Here is a 19,065-nt window from a genome sequence, read left to right as displayed (position 1 = left end):
TATGCTAGTTTAAAAATTCGATTGAACTGAAAATCGGGTTGTGGCAGGGCTCACGCGGATACCTTTTCGCTCCGTATTTCTCGCCATACTGACCGGGGCCTACAGCGCCGCTTTTTGCATGTCGTTTCTGGGTGCCTGGTCACTGGTAGAGCCCTGGCTTGCGATGGGGTTTGGCTGGTTCTGATTGGCATCTTCTACCTGCTGCATCGGCATCACTCGCGAGAGGTGGCCCCGAAGACCATTTCGGCCGTACCGACAACTCTCTCGAACACTATCTCCGGATAAATCGCAGGTTATTTGCCCTAATAGTCGCCCATTCAAGAGCCGCTCCATTAACATCATCGGGATTAACAGTCATAATAACACCATGTCGAGTAAAATCTTAGCTAAGACGTCCAGCAAAACCAACCCCATTGCCGTGGGAGGCGTTGGTGGCAGTGGTACGCGCGTCGTCGCAAGCTTTTTTGAAATGCTGGGATTTAACATGGGCTCTGACGTTAACGAATCTCTTGATAATCTGACATTTACACTGCTATTTAAGCGGCCAGCATTGTTGCCCATCGAGCGCAATCAGTCAGAGATCCGTGCTTGTATCGGTTATTTTATTCAGGCTATGACGTGCGACAATGGCTGGGATGATGATCAGAAAATCCATCTGAACAACATTGCCGCTGAATCACGCGGCCTTCAGAACGATGAGAGGCTAGCACTCAGGCTTTTAAATATGCTTACCCCGTCACCGAAACACGTTGGACTCGCGTGGGGCTGGAAGGAGCCCAATACTCATCTGTTCCTTTCCACCCTGCTTGAGGAAATCCCCTCCCTGAGATACGTGCATGTGCTTAGAAACGGCCTCGACATGGCGTACAACGCTAATTTGGCTCAGCTCAGACTGTGGGGAAAATGGCTGCTAAATGACGGTTCAAATCAAGAAACGCCAGAACGCGCATTCCAGTTTTGGTGCGAGGCCAATCGACGTGTTTTGGCACTTGCAGAGCGGTTCCCTGAGCAAATATTTTTTTGCAATTACGACAGGATGCTAATGCAGCCAAGCTTGGAGATCTCTAGCCTCCTGCAGCGCCTATCACTTAATTGCGAGACCGACACAATAAAAGCAATGTGCCTGGGCCTTAAGGTTCCGTCTTCATTAGGTGTTCATCGCGCGCATCCTGAATTCCCTGTCAGTGACGAGGATCAGGCTCTGTTGTTACAGCTCGGCTACTGAACGTCAAACGGGTCGGCGGGTACTGACAAATTAACTTCTGTTAAATCAGAAATGTCGACATCTTCATTTAGGCAACTGCCCTGCTCCATTCTGCGAACGCACTTCCCATGAGATTCCAATAATGTTCGGCTCCAACCAGATGCCTACCCAGGTTGAAGAGATTTGAAACCGCTGCATGTGCACCTAGAGACCGCTGTGCCTGCCCGGTCGACTTGAACCTCCTCATCCATCGCGCCCTTACTCTTGTCACCTCATGGGGTTGCTCTGCTCGATTATTGTCATACTGCTCAGTGCTGTGGATCGTATCGGGAATCAGCTCATGATGTGCGACTCCATAACTACGCAGTTTGTCGGTAACGATCTTTCTAGGCTCGCCGCCATGGCTTCGCAATAAACGCTTGAAGAACCGCTTTGCAGCAGCCCCGTCACGTTTTGCCTGCAGATACACGTCAACCCCTTCTCCGTCCCTATCAACAGCACGCCACAGGTAATGCTGCTTACCGTTGATCTTAATGAAGACTTCATCGATATAGAACGTGTCGCCGTAGCCTTTGTGTTTTCGTTTCAGTCGACGGGAGTATATGAGACCAAACTTGATACACCAGAGACGAATCGGCTCTCGGCTGACAGTGATTCCTCGTTCGGCAATTAGATCTTCGATGTCTCTGTGGCTGAGATTGAAGCGATAGTAGAGCTAGACGGCGTAAGAAGTAATTTCTGGAGGGACGCGATGGTGTTTATATGTATTCATTGGCTGATTCTACCAATTTCAGCGAGTTAAGTTGTCAGTACACGGATATATGTTGGTTGGTTGGTTGGTTGGTTGGTTGGTTGGTTGGTTGGTTGGTTGGTTGGTTGGTTGGTTGGTTGGTTGGTTGGTTGGTTGGTTGGTTGGTTGGTTGGTTGGTTGGTTGGTTGGTTGGTTGGTTGGTTGGTTGGTTGGTTGGTTGGTTGGTTGGTTGGTTGGTTGGTTGGTTGGTTGGTTGGTTGGTTGGTTGGTTGGTTGGTTGGTTGGTTGGTTGGTTGGTTGGTTGGTTGGTTGGTTGGTTGGTTGGTTGGTTGGTTGGTTGGTTGGTTGGTTGGTTGGTTGGTTGGTTGGTTGGTTGGTTGGTTGGTTGGTTGGTTGGTTGGTTCGTGAGTCAGGCAATCAGAAGGACGGGGCTTGAAATGACCACCGGTCAGCTATATAGTTGACCGATAGTCAGTTGCTGACCGGGCACCATTCATAAACCCTGGCCGAGCGACCAAACAAAAAGCCGTGTGGAGACGCTCATGAGTTCAGCCGTTGTCATCAATCAGAGGGCTAGAAGCACAGAACAAAAGGCGCTGCGCAGACACGCAGTACTAGAGGCTGCTGAAACGCACTTCCGTGAGGTTGGGTATGAGGCATTTTCTATGGCTCAACTCGCCAAAAAAACCGGAGTCGCTAAGGGCACACTGTATCTTTACTTCCAAACTAGGGAAGAGCTTTTTCTGACCCTCTACGAGCAAAGCCTGATTCGATGGAGTCAGGTTTTTATCGATGACTTATCTAATTCCATGACGAGTAAGGCGTATTCCCAAATATTGTTTAGCACTGCCTCCGCAGATGGCACCTTCTTGCCTTTACTTATCAGGCTTGAACATATGATCGAACACAATGTTGACATCCCTCGGCTCATCAGTTCTAAGCAAGTGTTCATACTTCAGGTGGAGGCCCTTGCTGAGGCCACGTCCCTGTCACTCAGTTTGAGTGAAGCGCAAGCGATAGAGGTAGTAAAAACAATGGGTGTCCTCCTGATTGGTGCAACCCAAGGGGACCAGGGTCCATCACTGGATCACGAAGCGTTACCTGAAGATGTTCAAAATCTTATCGTCAGCTTTTCGTCCGAGCCTCTCTTTATTAAGAATGCTGTTCGCATTATAGAGGGCATTCGCACGGAAGCTGTATCCAACATTTAAGCGAATCAACCCCCCTAGCCAATGACAAAATAGAATGAATACAAACCAACCTGAGATACAAGTTATGAGCACAGCTGAGCACAAAAGCGTTACTAAATTAGATACTCAGAACCTGGAAGCGCTAGTTGAACTGCAGAGAAGCATGTTTCGTGCTGAGGGCGAAGTCACTTATTCGACAAGGATTGACCGTCTAAAGAGACTAAAAGCACTGATTATCGAAAATAAAACGGAGTTTGCGATGACAACCAAACGCGAATTTGGTGGTGCACGATCCTATGAGTTCAGTTTGTTCTCAGAGTTCGCGTCAAAGGTCGAAGCCATCGACTATTCAATGAAACATCTGAAAGAGTGGATGAAGCCTGAAAAACGAAAAACTAACAAACCGATGAATTTTTTGGGTGGCAAGAGCCAGGTTAGGCATTTTCCCAAGGGCGTTGTTGGCATCATTTCTCCTTGGAATCTGCCCTTTGGATTGACTGTTGCGCCTCTAACCAGTGCGCTTGCTGCCGGTAACCGAGCGTTACTGAAACCTTCAGAGTTCGTTCCTGAAACAGCGGCATTGTTCGCCGAAGTTGTCCCCAACTATTTCCCAGAAGATGAAGTTGCGGTCGTAACCGGTGGCGCAGCTATCAGTCAACGTTTTGCGGAGTTGCCTTTTGACCATCTTCTGTTTACCGGGTCTACTAATATCGGCGCACAAGTAATGCAATCAGCCTCAAAAAATCTGGTTCCCGTCACGCTAGAACTTGGCGGCAAGTCACCCGTCATTATTGGTCGTAGCGCAAAGCTTGATCTGGCCGGAACACGCCTGACATTCGGTAAGCTTTTGAATGGTGGTCAATTATGCTTGTCGCCAGACTACGTTGTCGTGCCGGATGAGCTAGAAGAGCAGCTCATTGCGCGGGTAATTCAGGAGGCACAGTCGATGTATCCAAACATCACTGAAAATGAGGATTATGCGGGCATTATCAACGAAAGACACTTCGGCAGGTTGCAGAGCTACATTGATGACGCCGTTGCCAAAGGAGCCAAGCTCACGATTGTTGGCGCTGACAAGACGCGTGCGTCTGAGGACAATCGTCGTATGCCCTTACATATTTTACAAAACGTTAATGAAGACATGCGGGTCATGCACGAGGAAATATTTGGTCCTATTCTTCCAGTGATGACCTATTCTGATGTGGCTGAAATTCCAAGTATGATTGAACCTCGCCGTAACCCTCTTGCCATGTATTACTTCGGCAGCGATAAACGTGAGCAGGAGTACTTACTGAGTCACGTGCAAAGTGGTGGTGTTTGCATCAATGATATTATTCTTCACTATGTCCAAGAGGATCTACCATTTGGTGGTATTGGTGCCTCTGGCATGGGTGCCTATCACGGCCCGGAAGGGTTTAGAACCATGAGCCACGCCCGCGCGATTTACAGCCAAACCATGATTGATGTTTTACCCATTATTGGGGCACGTCCGCCCTTTGGGAAAAAGTTCCGAAAGAATATAAGCAAAATTCTTGGCGCAATCTGAATTTAAGGCCCGCGTATTGTAGCGTGTGCTTCACGGTCGATGCTCGACCCCAACTTCAGAGCATTGACGTGGCCTGACCCAGCCACGACAAATAATCACGGCTATTCCTCAAGAGGAGAAGAACATATGAACAGAGCAATGGGAGCATTATTGTGACAATAAATCGCCAATGGCTATTAGCTGAGCGACCGACAGGAATGGTGGGTCCGCATAACTTTAAGTACACCGAAACTCCGATTCCTGAACCCAAAAGTAATGAGGTGCTGGTAAAGAATCTATTTTTATCATTTGACCCCGCACAACGAAACTGGATGGTTGACCGTAAGGCTTATCTGCCGCCAGTGGCCATCGGAGAGCCCATGCGGGCAGGTTCTGTAGGGGAAGTAATCGATTCGCATCATGCGGATTTTCAAGTGGGCGATCTGGTGCAAACGACCGGCTATTGGCAAGATTATGTGATTGCAGCCCCCGGTGAAGGTCCAATGGGTTTGGTTAAATTGCCAGCAGGAGTATCGCCTGAAATGATGTTATCTGTGCTCGGTATAACCGGGCTCACGGCGTATTTTGGCTTACTGGAGATTGGTCAGCCTAAAGCCGGTGACACCGTTCTTGTTTCTGGTGCGGCAGGTTCTACTGGCTCGTTTGTTGGTCAGATCGCAAAAATTAAGGGTTGCCGTGTCGTAGGTATTGCTGGCGGCCCAGATAAATGTCGGTGGTTAAAAGAAACCGCCGGCTTCGACGCCGTGATCGACTACAAGAATGAGAATGTTAATGCGCAAATTGCGCATCACTGCCCCGACAAATGGGACGTATTCTTTGATAACGTAGGTGGCACCATCCTCGAGGCGGCCCTAGATCACGTTAATCTGCGTTCTCGGGTTGTTTTATGTGGGAGTATCTCTGGTTATAACGCGAGTGGACCGATACCTGGGCCCTCAAACTTGTCGAATCTAACCATTAACCGAGCCCGAATGGAAGGGTTCGTTATTTTGGATTACATGCCTCGAGCGATGGAGGCTATTCAAGATTTAATGGCGTGGGTTTCATCAGGTCAATTGATTTACCAGGTCGATTTACAGGAAGGCTTTGAAAATATCCCTGCCACTTTACAGCGGCTTTATACCGGGCGAAATCTTGGCAAACAACTACTCAAAATAGGCTGCGGCCCCTGTTAGACAATTGCCCGACGCGTTTTGCGAGCGGCCCGATACGGGTCAACACCATCGGCACTCAGCATTGTGATGGCAACGACTTCAACATTGCCTAACGTAAAGTGCAAACGCGTGCGCGGGTGCCCTATCGCATCCCCTACACGTTGCGACATACCCGCGCAGAGGAGCTATTAAGTCGGGGGGCTAGTATCCCACTGGCGGCGAAACAGCTCGGTCACAGCACTGCCATGTTCTTGTCTACATACTCGGAATTCATCGAGGAATATTCGGCTGAAAACATGGACACATTGATCGGAGGGTGTCCTAAAAGTGTCCTAGACAAGCCAAAAAAATCGTAACCATTTGATTTTCACGTAGATTATTGGGGTGGCCGACGGGTCTTGAACCCGCTACCTCCGGAGTCACAATCCGGTGCTCTACCTGTTGAGCTACGGCCACCATAGCGCGCCACTGACAGCGACTTGAACGTCCAGCCTATTGACGTAGGAGTGTCTTCACACTTTACGCTAATACCTCCGGATACGCGGCGCGCATGGTAGCTTTAGCGGTCTATAAGTGTCAAGTTGCGAGTATCGCCGGTGGTAAACGTATCGGCTACATGATGACACTGCGGCGGCCACCCGCATTGCTTCAAGCGCGTAAGCCTGTTTATGATGGCGCGATGCAACTATCATCGGAGCAGGGCCGGGCATGAGCAGACGTAAACTCTCTTTACCGTGGGCTGTGTGTCTGATCGCTCTACTGGCGTTACTCGTCGGCTGCCAGCGTGGGCCAGTTTCGGTCGAGGTGCACCCCGCCACTATTAGCGATCCACTCGGAGCCAAAGTTATCTTCCTGGCAGGCCCAGACAGCCACCTACCCGGTGCACACGAGCATAAGGCGGGGGCGGAGTTATTATCCAGCGCACTACGCCAGCGCCAGCCCACGTTTGAGACTATCAATATTTACGGCGGCTGGCCCGACGACGAAACGGTGTTTGAGGGCGCTGATGCCTTAGTGATGTATTGCGATGGTGGCAAATCACACCTGATCAGCGATCATCTTGAGACCTTCGACCGCTTGTTGACCGAAGGCACAGGTATCGTCGCTTTGCACTATTGCGTGGAGGTGCCTAAGAATAGCCCCTCTTCCGAGTCCATGCTGAATGCCATCGGTGGCTATTTTGAAACCTGGTGGTCCGTTAATCCACACTGGACAGCTCACTACAAAGATCTACCCAACCATCCCATCACGCAACAGATACAACCCTTTAGCTTGCTAGATGAGTGGTATTTTAATATGCGCTTTCTTGATCGGGGCGTTACACCCATCCTCCAAGCTATAGCGCCAGCTTCAACCATGGAGCGTGGGAACGGCCCCCACAGTGGCAACGATGTCACACGTCGCAATGTAGCGAAAGGTGTCCCGCAAGTCACAGCATGGGCCTATGATCGCCCTGCGGGCGGTCGTGGCTTCGGCTATACCGGTGGCCATTTTCACGCCAACTGGGAAAATGCAAACGCCCGTGAACTAGTCCTCAACGCCATCGAGTGGGTCACGATTACGCCATAGCACCGTTTACCCAACTAGCGCGAATACGATGTGCGCTATCCAGCGCCAACAAACTCGCCCGAAAACCCGGTCTGATTGCGCCCAACTCTCGTTCTAGGCCAAGCGCTCTGGCAGGATACAGGGAGGCCATACGGACTGCCTCAAACCAGTCGAGCCGTGCAAATTCGGCGGCGTTATTCACTGCCGACAGCATAGTGAGGTCAGAGCCCGCTAGAGTGCCCTCTGCATTGGTAACACGGCCTTCGCTGGCGACAATCGTGTTACCATCAAGGATAAAAGACGTATCCGGCGACCCCACCGTCGGCATCGCATCAGTCACGAGCAATGCACCACCCCTTTTTTTGGCCGCCACGGCAACGCTAAACGCTGCAGGGTGTATATGATGCCCATCGGCGATAATGCCAAACCAGCTGTCATCATCCGCCAGCGCGGCACCTACCATGCCCGGCTCCCGGCTCTGCAATGGCGTCATAGCATTGTACAGATGCGTAAACCCGCTCAGGCCCTGCGCAAGCGCGTCACGAGTCTGGGCATAGGTGGCCCCGCTATGGCCGCCGCAGACGATGACGCCCTCTTCCACTAACCGGCTGATCATCTGTGGGGACGTCAACTCCGGCGCGAGGGTGACGACAGTTGAGCCTACCTGTAACGAGGTGAGAATATCGAAACCGGTTTGGTCGAGCTGACAGAATTTGCCGGCATCGTGCACCCCCTTGCGCTCCGGGCTCAGAAAAGGGCCTTCAAGATGGAGACCCAAGACACCGGGAGTACCTATAGCAATAGCCTCAGCAACCGCAGAGACCGCCTCACGCATAACATCAAAACGGGTGGTAATCAGCGTCGGCAGAAAGCCGGTGGTACCGTATTGTCGATGCGCAGCACCGATGGTGCGAAGACTGTCGACTGTTGGGGCGGCCGTAAACAACACACCTCCCCCGCCATTCACCTGCAGGTCAATGAACCCTGGGATAAGCGTCCCGCCTTCAAGGTCGTAAGACGCACCAATGTCCGCCGGTACCTGCTCAGGATCGACCACCGCGACAATGTGCTCGCCCTCGATCAGTACCGCCTTATGCTCGTGCACAGACTCACCGTCAAAAATGCATCCGTTGACTATCGCCTGTAACATCAATGCCAACCTCCGACGCACACTACCTTTTCACTCCATCGTCCTACAACACACTTTATGCAGGCAATATTAGCATTATGCCAGAAGAAGCCGACAGCGGCGTCACGAAGGCGAGAATGCATCGTGCCGTCCGCAGGTCTATCGGGTCAGTTCAGGGTCACTTCTGTCGCATACCCATGCAGCAATGCGAGCATAGGGCGTATTGATAGAACGAGAGGTTAAGTCGTGCGGAGAAAAAAGTGAAAAAGTGAACAAAGACAAGACACGAAAAAAGTGGTCGGGGTAGAGAGATTCGAACTCCCGACATCCTGCTCCCAAAGCAGGCGCGCTACCAGACTGCGCTATACCCCGATGTCATCATTTTGGCGCAAGCGCCAGCCCTGTTTTCAGGAGGCAGCATAATACTCATCCGCATCGTAAGCGTCAACGGCAAAATACAACACAGTCTTTCACTGACCGACTCTCCCGTGTGACAATGCGCCGCAATCCACATAAACTCTGCACGCTGAAGTGGGGTAGCCCCCATCAAACCACCCCCCGCGGCCCTCTAAGGGCCTCATATACGGAAGGAATACATCGAATGTCCGCACTTGTCCTCGACGGAAAATCTCTGGCAGCACAAACCGAGTCTGAATTATTGGCCCGAGTAGAGCGTCTCAAGGTTAATTCTGGAGGGAAAACGCCTATTCTTGCGACGATTCTGGTGGGAAATGACCCCGCTTCGGCAACCTATGTGAAAATGAAAGGCAATGCCTGTCGCCGGATAGGCATGGAGTCCCTAGCAGTAGAAATGCCCGCATCGACAACCACGGAGCAGCTACTGGCAAGAATAGAGGAGCTCAACGCAGACCCGGACGTGCACGGCATCCTGCTGCAGCATCCTGCGCCGGAACAGATTGATGAGCGCGCCTGCTTCGATGCCATCGCCCTGCACAAGGACGTGGACGGCGTGACCTGCTTGGGTTTCGGTAGAATGGCAATGGGAGAGGATGCCTACGGCTGCGCCACCCCTCAAGGCATCATGCGGATGCTGGAACACTACGGTATTGAGATCGAAGGTCAGCATGCCGTCGTGGTCGGACGCAGTGCTATTCTCGGCAAACCAATGGCGATGATGCTTCTGCAAAAAAATGCGACCGTAACCATCTGTCACTCTCGCACCAAAAATCTTCCGGACATTATCGCCCAGGCAGATATTCTGGTCGGCGCTGTAGGAAAGCCGGAATTCATCAAAGCGGACTGGGTGAAGGAAGGCGCTGTAGTAGTCGACGCCGGCTATCACCCCGGCGGCGTGGGCGATATCGAGCTCTCGCCACTGGTTGACAAAGCCTCGGCCTATACCCCGGTTCCCGGAGGTGTTGGTCCAATGACCATTAATACCTTGATCATGCAGAGTGTTGTCTCTGCCGAGAAAAGCCTAGGCTAAAAGCGCACCGCCACCATCCCAGCGGGGAACTGCGCCGCACAGCGGGACGTGCACAAGAAATCAATAACGGACGGGCGCGGCCTCAGGCATGGAAGTCAATCAGACTTGCGTTTCCACTGGGTCCCCTCACGCGAATCCTCAAGCACCACACCCTGCGCCAGTAACGCCTGACGCACTTCATCAGCGCGGTTATAGTCTTTCGCGAGCTTGGCTTGCTGCCTCTCGATGATTAGCGCTTCAATCTCCTCAGCGGAAATGGCATCGTCAGACACGGCCCCCTGCAACCATTGCGCGGCGTCCTGTTGCAGAATACCCAACAGATTCCCTGCTGCAAGAATACGCGCTTTCAAGTTCGCCCTAGCGCCTCCTTCCGCTTTGTGTAATTGCTTGGCTAAGGCGTGAATCTCGGCGATCGCAATCGGCGTATTAAGGTCGTCGTTCAATGCGTGATAGAACGGCTCATCCGCAAGACAAACATCCCTATCGACAGCTACACCCTGCACTTCACGCAGTGTGCTGTAGAGGCTGTCGAGCGTTGTCTGGGCCTGCTCCAAGAGCTCTGCAGAGAAATTTAAAGGGGTGCGGTAGTGCGCTGACAATAACGCAAAGCGAAGCACTTCACCGCGATAACTTTTTAGTAGATCACGTACGGTGCGAAAATTACCCAGCGACTTGGACATCTTCTCACCATCGATGTCCAAGTATGCGTTGTGCATCCAGTAACGCACGTAATCGCCGCCATGAGCACAGCGACTCTGGGCAATCTCATTTTCATGATGGGGGAAAATAAGATCGCGCCCACCACCGTGAATATCAATAGTGTCCCCCAGATGCTCACGGATCATAGCAGAACACTCCAGGTGCCAACCAGGTCGCCCACGGCCCCAGGGACTCTTCCAGCCGGGGTCTTCCTCGGCAGCAGGCTTCCACAGGACAAAATCTCCTGGGTGACGCTTATACTCGGCGACCTCAACCCTCGCACCAGCCAACATATCATCCAGTGAACGGTTTGACAGCTTCCCATAGTCCTCCATCGACTCAACCGCGAACAATACGTGAGACTGCGACTCATAGGCGTGACCCTTTTCTATCAAGGTGCGGGTGAGCTCGATCATGGCATCGATGTTATGTGTCGCACGGGGCTCGAGAGACGGCGGCAAGGCATTAAGCTGTGCCATATCCTCGCGGTACTTGACCGTAAACTCCTCCGTGACCGATTCGATAGAGCGATTGCTTTCACGGGCAGCGACGATAATCTTGTCGTCCACATCGGTAATATTGCGGGCGTAGATCACGGCGTCGTAATGCGTCTGCAAAAGGCGAAACAAGGTGTCGAATACTACGACTGGGCGAGCATTCCCAATATGCGCCAAGTTGTAGACTGTGGGGCCACAAACATACAGAGTGACGGTGTTTGGCACGAGGGGCTCGAATACTTCCTTCTTCGCAGTCATGGTGTTGTAAAGCGTGAACGTCATCTGCTCGCCCTCACTGAGTGTTCCAAGTATCACGCAGACCTATGGTCCGGTTAAATACCGGCTTGTCCGAACTGTGATCATAACGATCTGCCACGAAGTAGCCCTCCCGCTCAAACTGAAAACCCTGTTCGGGTATGGCTGCGGTCAGGGAAGGCTCAATCCAGGCGCTCTCAATCACTTCCAGTGAGCCAGGATTGATATGGTCCATAAACGCATTGTCCCCTTTGTCCGGTGCCTCGTGATTAAACAAGCGCTCATATAGACGTACTTGCGCATTCTTCCCGTGTGAGGCAGATACCCAGTGGATAACACCCTTGGGCTTAATGCCATCTGTCGGATTTTCGCCGAGTGTATCTGGAATAATATGGGCGTGGACTTCACACACGTTGCCCAGTGCATCCTTGACCACCTCGTCTGCCTCAATCACATAGGCATTGCGCAGGCGAACACGCTTACCCAACACCAAACGCTTGAATTTCTTATTGGCTTCCTCTCTAAAGTCGTCCACTTCGATATACAACTCACGCGTGAAAGGCAACACTCTCTCGCCGAGGTCATCTCGGCTCGGATGTCCAGGCGCGCAAAGATCCTCTACCTTGTCACTCGGGTAATCGGTGAGTACTACTTTTAGCGGTCTGAGCACACACATCCCGCGCGCTGCATTCTCATTCAGGTCCTCACGGATGGCAAACTCCAGCATGGCAACATCCACCACGCCATCACTGCGGGTGGTGCCTATCATGTCACAAAATTTACGAATAGCCGCTGCCGTATAACCACGTCTGCGCATACCAGACACCGTAGGCATACGGGGGTCGTCCCAACCCGTTACCACGCCCTCGTCTACCAATTCTTTGAGCTTGCGCTTGCTCGTCACGGTGTAACTGGGGTTCAGCCTGCCGAATTCATACTGTTGAGGTCGACTCGGAACAGGAAGATGCTCAATTAACCAATTGTAAAGTGGTCGATGATCCTCAAATTCAAGCGTGCAGATGGAGTGCGTTACGCCCTCGATAGCATCTTCCTGACCATGAGCGAAGTCATACGTCGGGTAAATCACCCAATCATGACCTGTCTGATGATGGCTCACCTTACGAATGCGGTACAAAATGGGATCGCGCATATTCATGTTGGGTGAGCTCATATCGATCTTCGCGCGCAGCACCTTCGCACCGTCATCAAACTCACCCGCTTTCATCCGCGCGAGCAGATCTAGATTATCCGCTACACTGCGTTCCCTCGACGGACTATTGCGCCCGGGTTCGGTTAGTGTGCCGCGATACTCTCTAGCCTCATCTGGGCTAAGATCGCATACGTATGCATCGCCCTGCGCCACCAGATGAATTGCCCAGTCATAGAACTGCTGGAAGTACGAGGACGCATACCGTACCTCTGCGTCCCATGAATAGCCGAGCCATCGCACGTCCGCCTGAATAGCTTCTATGTACTCCTGGCTTTCCTTCTCCGGGTTAGTGTCATCAAAGCGCAGATTACAGCGCCCCTGGTTAGCCTCAGCCAAGCCGAAGTTCACACTAATCGCCTTGGCGTGACCGATATGTAAATAACCGTTGGGCTCCGGCGGAAACCGAGTCACAACCTCTTTGACACGACCACTGGCGATATCGTCACTGATAATGGACTGCAGGAAATTACTGGCTGGTGTGTCTTCCATAATATTACGCGCTGAGCCTTCAAAAAAGACGAACAGTATAACGAGTCAGACGCAGAGCTTGTAGCCAATTCAAAGCTGTTTATCGGGCATCAGGCTATTCTGGATATCTTTACCACCCTAAATGTTTTCTTGCGAGCCAAAAGTCCGTACACTCGCTCTCTTAAATGCAGTTACTCCAAGGAATTAAGCATGGTCATCATTCACACGACGTTCGGCGACATCAAACTCGCACTAGACGCTGAAAAAGCACCGAAAACCGTTGCCAACTTTCTCAGCTATGCGGGGGACGGATACTATGACGGCACCATTTTTCACCGTGTGATTGACAATTTTATGATCCAAGGTGGCGGGTTCGACACCGATATGCAGCAACAAGCCTGTGGCGACCCGGTTGATAATGAGGCTGACAACGGCTTGAAAAACGATTTCGGTACAGTAGCCATGGCCAGAACCACAGATCCGCATTCAGCAACGGCTCAGTTCTTTATTAATGTGAAGGATAACGACTTCCTCAACCACAGTGGCAAAAGCATGCAAGGTTGGGGCTACACGGTCTTCGGCAAAGTCATTGAAGGGTCCGAGGTGCTAGACAAAATCCGTGCTGTCGCCACCGGCAGTAGCAATGGCCATCAGGATGTTCCTGTTGACCCCATTATCATTGAGACAGTGCAGATCGTCGACGCATAGATTGCATCTCAACTGATTAGTAGGCTGGCGCCCAAAACCACTCTACTAGCAGACCATCTGAACAATAGCGTTGCTCGGTCGCGCTAGGTTTTTGCGCATTTGAAGGCTGCCTTCTTTAGACATTATGCGTAATTATTGAATATTTAAACTATATTAATCAGCATGTTAAGGCTTATATCTAACATAGCTTAGAGATTTAATTCACGCTTTGCGGGCGCCTCCTTGAGCCCGCACTGCGGGACCCCGCTATGAAAGCGGAACTCAACATCAGGTTGTTCAATCAACGCCTTTTCACACGTCAGCAGAACAGGCAGGCGCTCGTCTACCTCGGCCTTTGAACCAACCCCCTGTGCGAGCCTGAGGTAGTCGAGGAAGTGCCGCGATTCAGACTTCAACAGGGAGCGATAAAAATCGCCAAGTTCGGCATCCAGTTTAGGCGCCAGTGCCGCAAAGCGCTCACAGGAGCGAGCCTCGATAATGGCACCGATCAGTAAAGTGTCTACTAGGCGGCTGGGCTCATCAGATCGCGCTTGCTTGCGCAACGTTCCCGCGTAGCGCGAGGCTGACAACGGTGGATAGCTTACCGCCCTCGCCTTCATAATGGCAATGACCTGCTCAAAGTGACGTAACTCTTCACGCGCCAATCTTGAGAGTTTATTCAAAAGCGAGTGATGCTCCACAGAAGGATACACAAGATTTAAAGCACTACTGGCTGCCGTTTTTTCGCCGTGAAGCCCCTTTCTGCCACGAATTGCAATGCCCGGTATGCCGTGCGCGTACCGCTTCATAGTCGCCAGCGCTGAGTCCGCTGCCTTGCGCTCACAGTTGGCATGGTCTGTCAGTAAGTCCTGTAACCGTTCGGGTTTAGCCGCCTCCTCCACCCACGCTCTGGGGGTAGCGCAGTGTAGGAAGTCAGGATAGATATGCGTGATGCTCGTCATGAGTCAATTGTATCATCGTCTTAGCCTGACTACTTTCCCTCGTAGCGATGTCCTATGACATAAAAATGTGAATAACAGTCCATGACTGCGCCCTTTGTCGCAGTATCGAGACGGATTCCCTGACATTCGGTGCAGCCCTGAGCTAAGTTCTTGATTTTATTAAGGTGCCATAAATATTATGTTTTCTATAGCCGTCACCAAGAACGATCAGGCAAAACTGTTGTCACAGTTGTATCGCAAAGGAATTTAATGGTGTCTATTCGCTTTTACGCTAGGCTCATGAGCCTGGTTGGTCCACTGATTTTGCCGCACTGTGTTGCAGCCGCGCCCCTGGACGATACCTTTGGCCCACTGGACGCAGATACTTTTGGCCATAACGGTATTCCAAATGGCAAAGCGGCCATTTTCTCGCAGCTCTCTAACGGCTCGCCGCTGGCAATGGCTGCCGTGGGCACTGCTCAGCAGCATTCAACCCCGGCGTTAACGAATGCGGGTGCCAGCGTCTACTTCCCGCAGGCTGGCCGTTATCTCGGTGACGCGGGACAGCGTTCGACTAAAGACACCTTATGGGATTTCAACGATCACATAAATATAGACAGTACCGCCGCAGCCCTTGCTAATTATCAGACTGATCTTATCTATGATGTCGGCCCGGCACTTGATGGCGGCTCGGCACCTGTGGGATCCATCAATGTAACAAACGAAATACTCAGCGTGCCGACCATGCAATACGGCTCCAAGAATCCGATGCCCCATTCCCTCGCCAAAGATTACCCTGACATCGTTACTGTGTCGGGCGGCACGTTCGAGTCGCATGCCGTTACTGAATACCATTCCGGCATTCAGGCGGCGCAAGACGATTGGGGAGTGGAGAATATTGCGACAGATAGGCAAGTTGAGCCGCTTACCGCTGCAGCCTGGCTATTCGGTTCAGCGCTGCTCGGATTATTTGGGATAGCTAGGCGCAAGAACGCGTAGCGTAATCTCACCATGAAGCTCACCCGCGCCCCGCATTCACCTCACTAGCGGAATAAATCAGGACTGAGCATATACCGCTCATAGTGTGCCTCTGAGAGAATGTAAAATTCATAATCGATCGTCTCGCGCAAGGCGCTCAGTGTCATCTCGCGATAGCACAGCGCCACTTCAAAACCGTAATCGTGCGGGTCCTTTATCTGACCGGCCCCTGCCTTCAGCAAACTGAATACCCAACAGTACTCATCATGATGCTCCACATAACGTATCTGCTGAACCTCCATTTGCCACTCAAGCAACGCTTTATCAGTCACCCTTAGCTTATTACTGACGCACTGGGACAGAAAGTCAGACAACCGGCCATCTACCGCTTTTTTCTGTGCTGGCGAGTAGCTATTCCAGTCAATCACCTCGTGACTAAAACGCTTGCATCCCCGACACACGGTGTCACCGATACCCGTGGAACAGACGCCGATACAGGGGGTTTTTACAGGGGGATGCAGCATTGCCGAGAGCACATTCCAATCAGGGTTAGCTTCTAATTCTAAGATATCACCCCTGTGAATGCACGATATAACCGCTTGATTCGTTTATCTTATTTACGCCTTACGCTATAATTATGCGCTGATTTATTCTGCCCTCGCAAGTACTCAGCTCGTACTCTGGGTGACCCAGGCTATGTAAAGGAGCTCCACCATGCTAGAAGCCTATCGCAACCATGTGGCCGAACGTGCCGCCTTGAATATCCCACCCAAACCGTTGAATGCCGAGCAGGTCGCTGAGTTAGTTGAGCTACTGAAAAACCCGCCCGCCGGAGAAGAAGACTATCTCCTAGAACTAATCAGCAACCGCGTGCCTCCCGGTGTGGACGAAGCCGCCTACGTCAAGGCAGGTTTTTTATCGGCCCTCATGGGCGACAAGACTAGCAGCCCGGTGATCGATAAAAAGACGGCTATCGCACTGCTGGGCAACATGCATGGCGGTTACAACATTGAAACGCTGGTGGGTCTGCTGACTGACCCAGACTTTGGCGTAGCAGCTGCCACTGAGCTGAAACACACGTTATTGGCATTTGAAGCGTTCCACGACATCGCCGAATTAGCCACGTCAGGTAACGTCAATGCTCAGGCTGTTATGCAGTCATGGGCCAATGCCGAATGGTTCACCGATCGAACAGAAGTTCCTGCCTCCATTAAAGTGTCTGTGTTCAAAGTCACCGGCGAGACCAATACCGATGATCTTTCTCCGGCTCCCGATGCCTGGTCGCGCCCTGACATTCCCCTGCACGCACTCGCCATGTACAAAATGACCCGCGATGGGCTTTCACCGCAGGAACATGGCGTCACAGGGCCAATGCAACAGATTCAGGATCTACAATCTAACGATCTGCCAGTGGCCTTTGTCGGTGATGTTGTCGGAACAGGTTCCTCTCGCAAATCAGCGACCAATTCCGTGTTGTGGTACTTCGGCGACGACATCAAGGGTGTACCCAACAAGAAAGGTGGCGGTATTTGTATTGGCAGTAATGTAGCGCCCATTTTTTACAACACCATGGAAGATGCCGGAGCCCTAGTATTTGAGGCGCCCGTTGAAAAACTAGGCATGGGGGATGTGATCGAAATCCGCCCCTACGATGGGAAAATACTCAGCGAGTCCGGCGAAGTACTCAGCGAATTCGAGCTGAAATCGGATGTATTACTCGACGAAGTACGTGCCGGTGGTCGCATCAATCTGATTATCGGACGTGGTCTTACGGCCCGTGCGCGCGAAGCATTGAACCTTTCCGAATCGGAACAGTTTCGCAAGCCAAAGCAGCCTGGAGATACGGGTAAGGGCTTCACGCTTGCCCAGAAAATGGTCGGCAAAGCCTGCGGCACTGAGGGTATACGCCCGGGCACCTATTGTGAGCCGCGCATGACGACTGTTGGCTCACAAGACACTACCGGACCGATGACCCGCGACGAATTGAAAGATCTGGCATGTCTTGGCTTCTCCGCTGACCTAACCATGCAGTCTTTCTGTCACACTGCCGCCTACCCCAAGCCGGTCGATATTGAAACGCAACATTCCCTACCGGACTTCATCATGACGAGGGGTGGCGTCTCCTTGCGCCCGGGTGATGGCATTATTCACTCGTGGCTCAACAGGATGCTACTCCCCGATACTGTTGGCACCGGAGGTGACTCGCACACACGTTTCCCGATGGGCATATCATTCCCCGCAGGGTCTGGGCTAGTCGCATTCGCCGCGGCCACGGGCGTGATGCCGCTGGATATGCCCGAGTCGGTGCTGGTCCGATTCAAAGGTACAATGCAGCCTGGTATTACCCTGCGCGATCTCGTACACGCCATCCCCTATTACGCTATTCAGCAAGGTTTACTAACGGTTGAAAAGAAAGGCAAGAAAAACATATTCTCCGGCCGCATTCTGGAAATTGAAGGGCTTAGCGACCTTACCGTGGAGCAGGCTTTTGAACTATCGGATGCTTCAGCGGAGCGCTCTGCCGCCGGTTGTACTATCGCGCTAGATGAAGACACTGTAGCCCAATATTTGCGCTCCAATATTGCACTGCTGCGCACCATGATCTTTGAAGGTTATGGCGACAGCAGGACGCTGCAACGCAGGGCGTGCAAAATGGAAGAGTGGCTGGCAGATCCGAGTCTAATGAAAGCCGATGCCGATGCCGAGTACAGCGCTGTTATCGAGATCGATCTGGCAGAGGTTACCGAGCCTATCGTCTGCGCCCCTAACGATCCCGACGATGCGCGCTTACTGTCTGAGGTTTCAGGCGACACAGTAGACGAAGTATTCATCGGTAGCTGCATGACTAACATCGGCCATTTTCGGGCTGCTGGAAAACTGCTGCAGCAACATAAGGGATCGATATCAACCCGCATGTGGATCGTACCTCCCACTCGCATGGATGAGCACCAGCTAATGGAAGAAGGTTACTACAATATCTTCGGTGCAGCTGGCGCGCGCACAGAGATGCCGGGCTGCTCGTTGTGCATGGGCAACCAAGCTAGGGTAGCAGCAAATTCTACGGTGCTCTCGACCTCCACACGCAACTTTCCTAACCGCTTGGGCGACGGTGCCAATGTCTACCTTACCTCAGCAGAACTGGCATCGGTCGGGGCAATCCTAGGCAAACTGCCAACCCCGGCGGAATACATGGAGTATGCAAAAAATCTCGACTCCATGGCCGATGATATCTATCGCTATCTCAGCTTTGACCAGATCGCAAAGTTTCAGAAGAGTGCCGAGGATGGAGCGCGCATTGCTGCAGTCGAAATTCAGGAGTTGCGCGCCTGACTCCTCCTACCTGTGAATAACAAATAGCCCC

General features: G+C 52.0%; 17 protein-coding genes, 2 tRNA genes and 1 pseudogene. 11 read left to right on the top strand and 9 right to left on the bottom strand.

What is annotated here, in order from left to right:
* Positions 1-367: 367 nt before the first annotated feature.
* Entirely contained in the window at positions 368-1,225 is an 858-nt protein-coding gene (locus ABXT62_RS07460; protein ID WP_415357973.1) for a sulfotransferase, read from the top strand.
* Between the two features lie 67 nt (positions 1,226-1,292).
* Here the strand turns inward: ABXT62_RS07460 and ABXT62_RS07455 are convergent.
* Positions 1,293-1,907: pseudogene (locus ABXT62_RS07455) on the bottom strand (IS6 family transposase); the annotation flags it as partial.
* A 100-nt stretch (positions 1,908-2,007) separates the two neighbouring features.
* Here ABXT62_RS07455 and ABXT62_RS07450 point away from each other — a divergent pair.
* The 4 genes from ABXT62_RS07450 (at position 2,008) to ABXT62_RS07435 (ending at position 5,866) form a co-directional block, all read left to right on the top strand.
* Entirely contained in the window at positions 2,008-2,391 is a 384-nt protein-coding gene (locus ABXT62_RS07450; RefSeq protein WP_415357972.1) for a hypothetical protein, read from the top strand.
* A 106-nt stretch (positions 2,392-2,497) separates the two neighbouring features.
* The gene (locus tag ABXT62_RS07445; RefSeq protein WP_415357971.1) at positions 2,498-3,166 is read left to right on the top strand and encodes a TetR family transcriptional regulator; all 669 of its coding nucleotides are present in this window, start codon (positions 2,498-2,500) and stop codon (positions 3,164-3,166) included.
* Positions 3,167-3,230: 64 nt separating this feature from the next.
* Positions 3,231-4,691, top strand: coding sequence for a coniferyl aldehyde dehydrogenase (locus ABXT62_RS07440; RefSeq protein ID WP_415357970.1), 1,461 nt, complete (start codon positions 3,231-3,233; stop codon positions 4,689-4,691).
* 152 nt (positions 4,692-4,843) lie between these two features.
* A complete protein-coding gene (locus ABXT62_RS07435) occupies positions 4,844-5,866 on the top strand; it encodes an NADP-dependent oxidoreductase (protein WP_415357969.1) in 1,023 nt (340 codons plus the stop codon).
* On the opposite strand, the gene ABXT62_RS07430 is transcribed toward ABXT62_RS07435, so the two are convergent.
* Together ABXT62_RS07430 and ABXT62_RS07425 are read right to left on the bottom strand one after the other, a co-directional pair.
* On the bottom strand, positions 5,863-6,015 hold the full coding sequence (locus ABXT62_RS07430) for a hypothetical protein (protein WP_415357968.1): 153 nt from the start codon (positions 6,013-6,015) through the stop codon (positions 5,863-5,865). The two genes, ABXT62_RS07435 and ABXT62_RS07430, sit on opposite strands and share 4 nt — an antisense overlap.
* A gap of 210 nt (positions 6,016-6,225) precedes the next feature.
* Positions 6,226-6,301: transfer RNA gene (locus tag ABXT62_RS07425), tRNA-His, on the bottom strand.
* A 94-nt stretch (positions 6,302-6,395) separates the two neighbouring features.
* Between ABXT62_RS07425 and ABXT62_RS07420 the strand changes: the two genes are divergently transcribed.
* The gene (locus ABXT62_RS07420; RefSeq protein ID WP_415357967.1) at positions 6,396-6,557 is read left to right on the top strand and encodes a hypothetical protein; all 162 of its coding nucleotides are present in this window, start codon (positions 6,396-6,398) and stop codon (positions 6,555-6,557) included.
* Entirely contained in the window at positions 6,554-7,414 is an 861-nt protein-coding gene (locus tag ABXT62_RS07415) for a ThuA domain-containing protein (protein WP_415357966.1), read from the top strand. Before ABXT62_RS07420 ends, ABXT62_RS07415 begins: the two co-directional genes overlap by 4 nt.
* On the opposite strand, the gene nagA is transcribed toward ABXT62_RS07415, so the two are convergent.
* The gene (gene nagA / locus ABXT62_RS07410) at positions 7,404-8,543 is read right to left on the bottom strand and encodes an N-acetylglucosamine-6-phosphate deacetylase (protein WP_415357965.1); all 1,140 of its coding nucleotides are present in this window, start codon (positions 8,541-8,543) and stop codon (positions 7,404-7,406) included. The genes ABXT62_RS07415 and nagA overlap by 11 nt on opposite strands.
* Before the next feature lie 274 nt (positions 8,544-8,817).
* Positions 8,818-8,894 (bottom strand) — tRNA-Pro (locus tag ABXT62_RS07405).
* A gap of 229 nt (positions 8,895-9,123) precedes the next feature.
* On the opposite strand from ABXT62_RS07405, the gene folD reads away from it, so the two are divergent.
* Positions 9,124-9,969 (top strand): bifunctional methylenetetrahydrofolate dehydrogenase/methenyltetrahydrofolate cyclohydrolase FolD, encoded by an 846-nt coding sequence (gene folD / locus ABXT62_RS07400; protein ID WP_415357964.1) that lies wholly within the window; start codon positions 9,124-9,126, stop codon positions 9,967-9,969.
* Between the two features lie 95 nt (positions 9,970-10,064).
* On the opposite strand, the gene cysS is transcribed toward folD, so the two are convergent.
* Together cysS and ABXT62_RS07390 are read right to left on the bottom strand one after the other, a co-directional pair.
* On the bottom strand, positions 10,065-11,447 hold the full coding sequence (gene cysS, locus ABXT62_RS07395; RefSeq protein WP_415357963.1) for a cysteine--tRNA ligase: 1,383 nt from the start codon (positions 11,445-11,447) through the stop codon (positions 10,065-10,067).
* A gap of 10 nt (positions 11,448-11,457) precedes the next feature.
* On the bottom strand, positions 11,458-13,119 hold the full coding sequence (locus ABXT62_RS07390) for a glutamine--tRNA ligase/YqeY domain fusion protein (protein WP_415357962.1): 1,662 nt from the start codon (positions 13,117-13,119) through the stop codon (positions 11,458-11,460).
* 189 nt (positions 13,120-13,308) lie between these two features.
* Between ABXT62_RS07390 and ABXT62_RS07385 the strand changes: the two genes are divergently transcribed.
* The gene (locus ABXT62_RS07385; RefSeq protein WP_415357961.1) at positions 13,309-13,806 is read left to right on the top strand and encodes a peptidylprolyl isomerase; all 498 of its coding nucleotides are present in this window, start codon (positions 13,309-13,311) and stop codon (positions 13,804-13,806) included.
* Between the two features lie 188 nt (positions 13,807-13,994).
* Here the strand turns inward: ABXT62_RS07385 and ABXT62_RS07380 are convergent, their stop codons facing one another.
* Entirely contained in the window at positions 13,995-14,747 is a 753-nt protein-coding gene (locus ABXT62_RS07380) for a tRNA-(ms[2]io[6]A)-hydroxylase (protein ID WP_415357960.1), read from the bottom strand.
* A gap of 249 nt (positions 14,748-14,996) precedes the next feature.
* Between ABXT62_RS07380 and ABXT62_RS07375 the strand changes: the two genes are divergently transcribed.
* A complete protein-coding gene (locus ABXT62_RS07375) occupies positions 14,997-15,725 on the top strand; it encodes a hypothetical protein (RefSeq protein ID WP_415357959.1) in 729 nt (242 codons plus the stop codon).
* A 44-nt stretch (positions 15,726-15,769) separates the two neighbouring features.
* Here the strand turns inward: ABXT62_RS07375 and ABXT62_RS07370 are convergent, their stop codons facing one another.
* Entirely contained in the window at positions 15,770-16,228 is a 459-nt protein-coding gene (locus tag ABXT62_RS07370) for a DUF1289 domain-containing protein (RefSeq protein ID WP_415357958.1), read from the bottom strand.
* 190 nt (positions 16,229-16,418) lie between these two features.
* Here ABXT62_RS07370 and acnB point away from each other — a divergent pair, with 190 nt between their 5' ends.
* Positions 16,419-19,034, top strand: a complete 2,616-nt coding sequence (gene acnB, locus ABXT62_RS07365; RefSeq protein WP_415357957.1) for a bifunctional aconitate hydratase 2/2-methylisocitrate dehydratase — start codon at positions 16,419-16,421, stop codon at positions 19,032-19,034.
* Positions 19,035-19,065: the final 31 nt, after the last annotated feature.

It is taken from the genome of Halioglobus sp. Uisw_031, from assembly GCF_047729875.1.
Lineage (GTDB): Bacteria > Pseudomonadota > Gammaproteobacteria > Pseudomonadales > Halieaceae > Marimicrobium.
The sequence above is the reverse complement of the archived record's forward strand: the minus strand, read 5'-3'. Positions and strand labels throughout refer to the sequence as shown.

Bases quoted from the DNA above. Each gene is read 5' to 3' on its own strand.
- ABXT62_RS07445 (WP_415357971.1), top strand. From the start codon at position 2,498: ATGAGTTCAGCCGTTGTCATCAATCAGAGGGCTAGAAGCACAGAACAA.
- cysS (WP_415357963.1), bottom strand. From the start codon at position 11,447: ATGACGTTCACGCTTTACAACACCATGACTGCGAAGAAGGAAGTATTC.
- ABXT62_RS07430 (WP_415357968.1), bottom strand. From the start codon at position 6,015: ATGTCGCAACGTGTAGGGGATGCGATAGGGCACCCGCGCACGCGTTTG.
- nagA (WP_415357965.1), bottom strand. From the start codon at position 8,543: ATGTTACAGGCGATAGTCAACGGATGCATTTTTGACGGTGAGTCTGTG.
- ABXT62_RS07385 (WP_415357961.1), top strand. From the start codon at position 13,309: ATGGTCATCATTCACACGACGTTCGGCGACATCAAACTCGCACTAGAC.
- ABXT62_RS07460 (WP_415357973.1), top strand. From the start codon at position 368: ATGTCGAGTAAAATCTTAGCTAAGACGTCCAGCAAAACCAACCCCATT.
- ABXT62_RS07440 (WP_415357970.1), top strand. From the start codon at position 3,231: ATGAGCACAGCTGAGCACAAAAGCGTTACTAAATTAGATACTCAGAAC.
- ABXT62_RS07370 (WP_415357958.1), bottom strand. From the start codon at position 16,228: ATGCTGCATCCCCCTGTAAAAACCCCCTGTATCGGCGTCTGTTCCACG.
- folD (WP_415357964.1), top strand. From the start codon at position 9,124: ATGTCCGCACTTGTCCTCGACGGAAAATCTCTGGCAGCACAAACCGAG.
- acnB (WP_415357957.1), top strand. From the start codon at position 16,419: ATGCTAGAAGCCTATCGCAACCATGTGGCCGAACGTGCCGCCTTGAAT.
- ABXT62_RS07390 (WP_415357962.1), bottom strand. From the start codon at position 13,119: ATGGAAGACACACCAGCCAGTAATTTCCTGCAGTCCATTATCAGTGAC.
- ABXT62_RS07380 (WP_415357960.1), bottom strand. From the start codon at position 14,747: ATGACGAGCATCACGCATATCTATCCTGACTTCCTACACTGCGCTACC.
- ABXT62_RS07375 (WP_415357959.1), top strand. From the start codon at position 14,997: ATGGTGTCTATTCGCTTTTACGCTAGGCTCATGAGCCTGGTTGGTCCA.
- ABXT62_RS07415 (WP_415357966.1), top strand. From the start codon at position 6,554: ATGAGCAGACGTAAACTCTCTTTACCGTGGGCTGTGTGTCTGATCGCT.
- ABXT62_RS07420 (WP_415357967.1), top strand. From the start codon at position 6,396: ATGGTAGCTTTAGCGGTCTATAAGTGTCAAGTTGCGAGTATCGCCGGT.